Source organism: Bartonella sp. CL25QHWL, from assembly GCF_042195335.1.
Classification (GTDB): domain Bacteria; phylum Pseudomonadota; class Alphaproteobacteria; order Rhizobiales; family Rhizobiaceae; genus Bartonella.
Map to the genome: position 1 here is coordinate 1 of NZ_JBHIOE010000075.1, position 866 is coordinate 866.

1 protein-coding gene is annotated in these 866 nt (G+C 45.5%); it reads left to right on the top strand.

Annotated features, from left to right (window positions below; translation table 11 throughout):
* A partial coding sequence (locus ACFILY_RS09535) for a hypothetical protein (RefSeq protein ID WP_375673369.1) occupies positions 1–371 on the top strand: 371 nt, incomplete at its 5' end.
* Between the last annotated feature and the right edge of the window lie 495 nt (positions 372–866).

An 866-nucleotide genomic window follows, 5' to 3' on the forward strand; every position in this document is an offset into this window, starting at 1 on the left:
GGGAGAAAAGACTATTGCACCTGAATGAGCTAGATGAATGGAGGATGAAAGCTTATGAGAACACCAGGATTTACAAAGAACGAATTCGGAGATGGCACGACAAGCACACAAAGTTAGCAAAAGAGTTCAAGGTGGGCGACCAAATCTTGTTGTTCAACTCTCGAATAAGATTATTCCCGGGCAAGCTAAAGTCAAGATGGTCAGGTCCGTATTCCGTCACTCAAGTGTCCCCATATGGAGCAATTGAAATCACTCATCCAGACAAGGGGACATTCAAGGTAAATGGGCATCGATTGAAGCCATACTACGGCGGGGAGGTAAGTGATAACGAGAAGGAGGTGTTTCACCTCCACGAGCTCCCTATAAGGTAAGACAGGTACGTCAAGCTAGTGACGTAAAACAAGCGCTTCTTGGGAGGCAACCCAAGGTTTCGGTAGTTTTTAGTGTCAAGTCTTAGTTTAGAAGTCTTAGTGTTGGTGTCATGCATGATTTCGTGCTTATGCTGAAATTTTATCGTTGTTCTTAATGGATTCGTGTGCTTTAATGTTGATTGATGAAGTATGGATCATGTTGTGTGTTTTCATAGACTTCTGGAAGAGAATTTTAAAGTATTTAGGCTCTAAAACCTTTGATACATGTTCCTGATTTATTCTGTTAGAGCCTGAAAATTTTTCTAAGTCTTCCAGAGGAAACACACGGCCGTGTGGAATTTCCACACGACTGTGTGAAGCGTCGCAGAGCTCATCCAGAGCTTCACAGGGGCCGTGTGAGCGCCCCTGTGACCGATCCAGAGAAGGTACACGGCCGTAGGGATTCCTACAGAGCGTAACCTCTCACCCAAGGGAGGCCACAGGGGCGGGTGAGTG